This is a genomic window from Rhodoferax sp., from assembly GCF_025354435.1.
Lineage (GTDB): Bacteria > Pseudomonadota > Gammaproteobacteria > Burkholderiales > Burkholderiaceae_C > Rhodoferax_B.
Genome location: NZ_JANXMU010000003.1, coordinates 1 through 4,647 on the forward strand (window position 1 = coordinate 1; position 4,647 = coordinate 4,647).

The following is a 4,647-nucleotide window of genomic DNA, read 5'->3' on the forward strand; positions in this document are numbered from 1 at the left end:
GGTGATCTGGCTGCCCATTTCGCGGGTGTGCAGCGGGTGCCGCCAGAGTTCGGACAGCGGGGTTTTGCTGCCGTTCAAGGCCTTGTTCTGGCGCAGGCAGGCCGCCACCTCGGCCTGGCAGCAGGGTACCAGCACCATGGCACGGGCGTTCTTTTGCAGGCCGAAGGCAATCGCGTCGTCGGTGGCGGTGTCGCAGGCGTGCAGGGCCGTGACCACGTCGATGCGCTCGGGCAGCAGCGCCGACTGGGTGGATTCGGCCACACTCAGGTTCAGGAAAGACATGCGGCCAAAGCCTAGGCGCGCGGCGAGTTCTTGCGACTTGGTGACCAATTCAGAGCGCGTCTCGATGCCGTAAATGTGGCCTGCGCCCAGGGCTTTGAAATACAAGTCATACACGATGAAGCCCAGGTAGGACTTGCCCGCACCGTGGTCGGCCAGCGTCAGGCCGGTGCTGCTGGCGGGCAGCTCGCCCAGCAACTTTTCGATGAACTGGAACAGGTGGTAGACCTGCTTGAGCTTGCGCCGCGAGTCCTGGTTGAGCTTGCCGTCGCGGGTTAGGATATGCAGCTCTTTGAGCAGCTCGACGGACTGGGCGGGGTCGATTTCTGGCGGCAGCGTGGGCGGGACGAGAGGCTTACGTTGGGGGGACTTCATCGGGTGATTTTCCCACGCCCAGCGCATCCCAGCCGCCCTGCCCTAGTGCCTCCAGGGTTTGCATGTTGCGTTCGAAAATCATCTCGGCTTCCGGGAAGGCGGCTACGGCGCGGTCGATGCTGGCCTCGCGCAGCAGGTGCAGGCAGGGGTACGGGGCGCGGTTGGTGTAATTGGTGATGTCGTCCGCATCCGTGCCGCCGAACTGGAAGTCGGGGTGGAAACTGGCGATCTGCACCGTGCCTTCCAGCTTCATCTTGCGCAGCACACGGTCGGCTTTGCCTAAAAAGTCGTTGTAGTCCCAAAAATCCGCCAAGACCTGTGGCGCTATCAAAAGCGTAGTGTCTCGTGCAGAGGGTTCCTGGGCTAGAAGGTCATTTAGTTCATTAATCAGGTCCTGGCGCAAAGTCTCGGTGTCGGTGGCGGCGCTCACGGCGTAGTGGATCTGCCCCTTGGTGTGCACGGCTTTAGCGAAGGGGCACAGGTTCAGGCCAATCACAGCGCGCTCCAGCCAGCGGCGCAAGTCGTCGATCACGGTGGCGTGTGAAACCATGGCTTAGCGCAGAAAGCGGCTGGGCTGGGCCACCAGCAGGCGGGCCAGTTCGTCCAGCACGTCCGGGTTGATTTCAACGACAGGCAACTGGGTGGTGTGCACCTCAAAGCCTGTGGCATTGCTGATGCGGAACGCGAAGCAGGACTGGTCGTGGTCAGGGGTGATGCGCAGGCTGCCCAGCAGCTCGGTGGTGTATTCAAAGCGAATGGCCAGCAGTTTATTGGTCTCGGGGTGGCGCTGCTCCAGCCGTTCGTGCTTCAAATGGCCCAGCGCCAGCCGGGCTTCAACGCGCTCCAACTCGGGCGGAAAATTCACGCTCACCGCCGCCTTCACAGGTGGCCCGGCCTGGGGCAGCACGCGCCAGCCCATGCCGATGTAGTCCACCACATCGACGCCGCGCAGACGCTTTTGCCGCACGTCGCAGCGAAAGTCGGCCATCTTCATCGCCGGCCAGGGGGTTCTGCCGTCCAGTGTGAAGGCGGGTGCAGGTGGCGTGATGACGTTGAGCTGCTGGGCCAGGTCGGCCAGGTAAGTGGCCATCGTCTGGCAAGCGGCCTCGGTCTGCGCCACTCGAGCCTCGGCCGAGAGCTGGGTCGCATTTTGCTGGCTACGCAACGCGTGGGCCTGGGTTTTAAGTTGGTTCAGAAAACTCACGAGATATTTCTTGGTTGTTTTTATCCGAGCAGCTTTTGCCCGGTCAGACGCTCGTGCTCGCGCGCGGCGAAGCGGTCAGTCATGCCAGCCAGGTAGTCGGCCACGGCACGCGGCGCACCCAGTGCGGACCGGGCGGCAAAGCCGGGGGCCATTTCCTGCGGCGCAGCCAGGTAGGCAGCGAACAGCTCGTGCACCATGGTTTGCGCTTGCGTGGTCATGGCCATCACCTGCGGGTGGCGGTACAGGTTTTTCATCAAAAAGCGCTTGAGTTCCAGCGACTGCGCCCGCATGGCCGGGCTGAAGCGCAGCAGGGGCGCGCACTGGCGGGCAGCGTCCACACTGGGCGGCTGGGCGGCTTGCAGGGCGGCCTGGGTGGCGGCGATCACGTCGTAGACCTGGGCGCTGAGCATGCGGCGGATGGACTCGTACAGCACGCGGCGGCCTGAAAGTTGGGGGTGCTCGGCCAGGGTTTGCTGGTGGAATTGGGCCACCAGCGGCACCTCTTGCAACTGGTCCAACGTGATCAGGCCGGAGCGCACGCCGTCGTCGATGTCGTGGGCGTTGTAGGCGATCTCATCGGCCAGATTGCAGAGTTGGGCTTCCAGGCTGGGCTGGGTGCGGGCCAGAAAGCGCTGGCCTACGTCACCGCCACCGTCCGGGTGCGGCGTGCACAGGGCTTCGAGCTTTTCGGCGTTGGCGTGTGAACAGTGTTTGAGTATGCCCTCGCGGGTTTCGAAGGTGAGGTTTAGGCCGTCAAACAGCGGGTAGCGCTCTTCCAGCGCATCCACCACGCGCAGACTTTGCAGGTTGTGCTCGAAGCCACCGTGGTCGGCCATGCAGGCGTTCAGCGCGTCTTGTCCGGCATGGCCAAACGGGGTGTGGCCCAGGTCGTGGGCCAGAGCAATCGCCTCGACCAGGTCTTCGTTCAGGTCCAAGGCGCGGGCAATGGAGCGGCCCAGCTGCGCCACCTCCAGCGAATGGGTGAGCCGGGTGCGAAACAGGTCGCCCTCGTGGTTCAGGAACACCTGGGTTTTGTAGACCAGGCGACGGAACGCGGTGGAGTGGACGATGCGGTCCCGGTCGCGCTGAAACGCGGTACGGGTGGGCGCAGCAGCCTCGAAGAAGCGGCGACCCCGACTTTGCGCCGGGTCGCAAGCGTAGACGGCTAGTGGCATGGATTTATAAAAAACAGGCCTCTAGCGCAGACAGTTCCTGCGTTAGCAGCTACCATTTCAATAGCAATCATCAAAATGGCTTAGGAGCAGCAGGCATCGACCACCGCACGCACCAGGGCATCGGGTGCACCGCGCACCGTGGCGCTGCCGGGTGGGCCAATCAGCACGAACTTAATTTCGCCCGCCTCGGCTTTTTTGTCCACCCGCATCAGTTGCAGGTAACGGCCTGCGTTGTCGGTCGCGTCCAGCACCGCACCCACCGTGGGCAGGCCCGCGCGCTGGATGAGCTGCGTCAGGCGCTGCACCAGGGCCATATCGATCAGGCCCAGCCGCTGCGACAAGTGCGCCGCCATCACCATGCCGCTGCCCACGCCTTCGCCATGCAGCCACGCACCGTAGCCCATGCCCGCCTCGATGGCGTGGCCGAAAGTGTGGCCAAAATTCAAGATGGCGCGCAGTCCGGCTTCGCGCTCATCCTGGCCCACCACATGGGCTTTGATCTCGCAGCTGCGCTGCACGGCATGCGCCAAAGCGGCCACATCGCCGGCACGCAAGGCATCCATGTGGGCATCCAGCCAGTCCAGCAAAGCCATATCGGCGATGGGCCCGTATTTGATGACTTCGGCCAGTCCGGCGCTGAGTTCGCGCGGTGGCAGCGTGGTCAGCGTGTCCAGGTCGCACACCACTTTGCAGGGCTGGTAGAACGCACCCACCATGTTTTTGCCCAACGGGTGGTTGATGGCGGTTTTGCCGCCCACGCTAGAGTCCACCTGCGCCAGCAGCGTGGTCGGCACCTGCACAAAAGGCACGCCGCGCATGTAGCTGGCGGCGGCAAAGCCGGTCATGTCGCCCACCACGCCACCGCCCAGGGCGAACAGCACGGTTTTGCGGTCGCAACCGTGGCCCAGCAGCGCATCAAAAATCAGGTTCAGGGTTTCCCAGGTTTTGAACGCCTCGCCGTCCGGTAGCACCACGGTGTGGATGGTGGCGTAATGGCTTTGCAGCGCGGTCTTCAGCCGCTGGGCGTACAGAGGGCCGACGGTGGTGTTGGTGACGATCAGCGCCGTCGCCGCACGCGGCAGGTCCGCCCAGGTGGCCGGGTTGTCCAGCAACTGGGTGCCGATGGCGATAGGGTAACTACGGTCGCCCAGAAAGATGTGGACGGTTTGGGGCGCGACGGCCTGGATGGACTGAGAGGGCTGGATAAGGGCGGACATAGCCACACAGTTTAAGGCGAAGCCCACACACTTGCGTGCCCCGCATACTCAAGATGGTGGGGCGCTGCCGCCAAGTTCCAGCTGCATGATGATCATGTTGACCAGCGTGGAGACCGAGGGCCGCCCGGTCTCGATCACAAAGTGCGCAGTTTCGCGGTAGAGCGGGTCGCGGATGGCGAACAGGTCGCGCAAGCGGTTCAACGGGTCCGCCACTTGCAGCAAAGGCCGGTTCACGTCATGGCGCACCCGGCGAAACACTTCTTCAGGAGTCGACCGCAGATACACCACCTGGCCCCGCGCATGCAAAGCTTCGCGGTTGGCAGGCCGCAACACGGTGCCGCCGCCGGTAGCCAGCACACCCGGACCGTCTTGGGTCAGGGCGTCAATTACTTCGGCC

The 4,647-nt window shown here is 63.8% G+C and carries 6 protein-coding genes; all 6 read right to left on the minus strand.

Annotation, left to right across the window (positions count from 1 at the left end):
- On the minus strand, positions 1–654 hold a 654-nt coding region (locus tag Q0T48_RS00640; protein ID WP_295950941.1), incomplete at its 3' end, for an SAM-dependent methyltransferase.
- Positions 635–1,204 carry a DUF1415 domain-containing protein gene (locus Q0T48_RS00645; protein ID WP_295950944.1) on the minus strand — a complete coding sequence of 190 codons (570 nt, stop codon included), beginning with the start codon at positions 1,202–1,204 and terminating at the stop codon, positions 635–637. The genes Q0T48_RS00645 and Q0T48_RS00640, both read right to left, overlap by 20 nt.
- A gap of 3 nt (positions 1,205–1,207) precedes the next feature.
- Positions 1,208–1,858 (minus strand): hypothetical protein, encoded by a 651-nt coding sequence (locus tag Q0T48_RS00650; protein ID WP_295950947.1) that lies wholly within the window; start codon positions 1,856–1,858, stop codon positions 1,208–1,210.
- Between the two features lie 20 nt (positions 1,859–1,878).
- The gene (locus Q0T48_RS00655; protein ID WP_295950948.1) at positions 1,879–3,033 is read right to left on the minus strand and encodes a deoxyguanosinetriphosphate triphosphohydrolase; all 1,155 of its coding nucleotides are present in this window, start codon (positions 3,031–3,033) and stop codon (positions 1,879–1,881) included.
- 80 nt (positions 3,034–3,113) lie between these two features.
- Positions 3,114–4,250, minus strand: a complete 1,137-nt coding sequence (aroB, locus tag Q0T48_RS00660; RefSeq protein ID WP_295950951.1) for a 3-dehydroquinate synthase — start codon at positions 4,248–4,250, stop codon at positions 3,114–3,116.
- Positions 4,251–4,298: 48 nt separating this feature from the next.
- Positions 4,299–4,647: shikimate kinase (locus Q0T48_RS00665; RefSeq protein ID WP_295950953.1), on the minus strand; the 349-nt coding region annotated here is incomplete at its 5' end.

Bases quoted from the DNA above. Each gene is read 5' to 3' on its own strand.
- Q0T48_RS00645 (WP_295950944.1), bottom strand. From the start codon at position 1,204: ATGGTTTCACACGCCACCGTGATCGACGACTTGCGCCGCTGGCTGGAG.
- Q0T48_RS00655 (WP_295950948.1), bottom strand. From the start codon at position 3,033: ATGCCACTAGCCGTCTACGCTTGCGACCCGGCGCAAAGTCGGGGTCGC.
- aroB (WP_295950951.1), bottom strand. From the start codon at position 4,250: ATGTCCGCCCTTATCCAGCCCTCTCAGTCCATCCAGGCCGTCGCGCCC.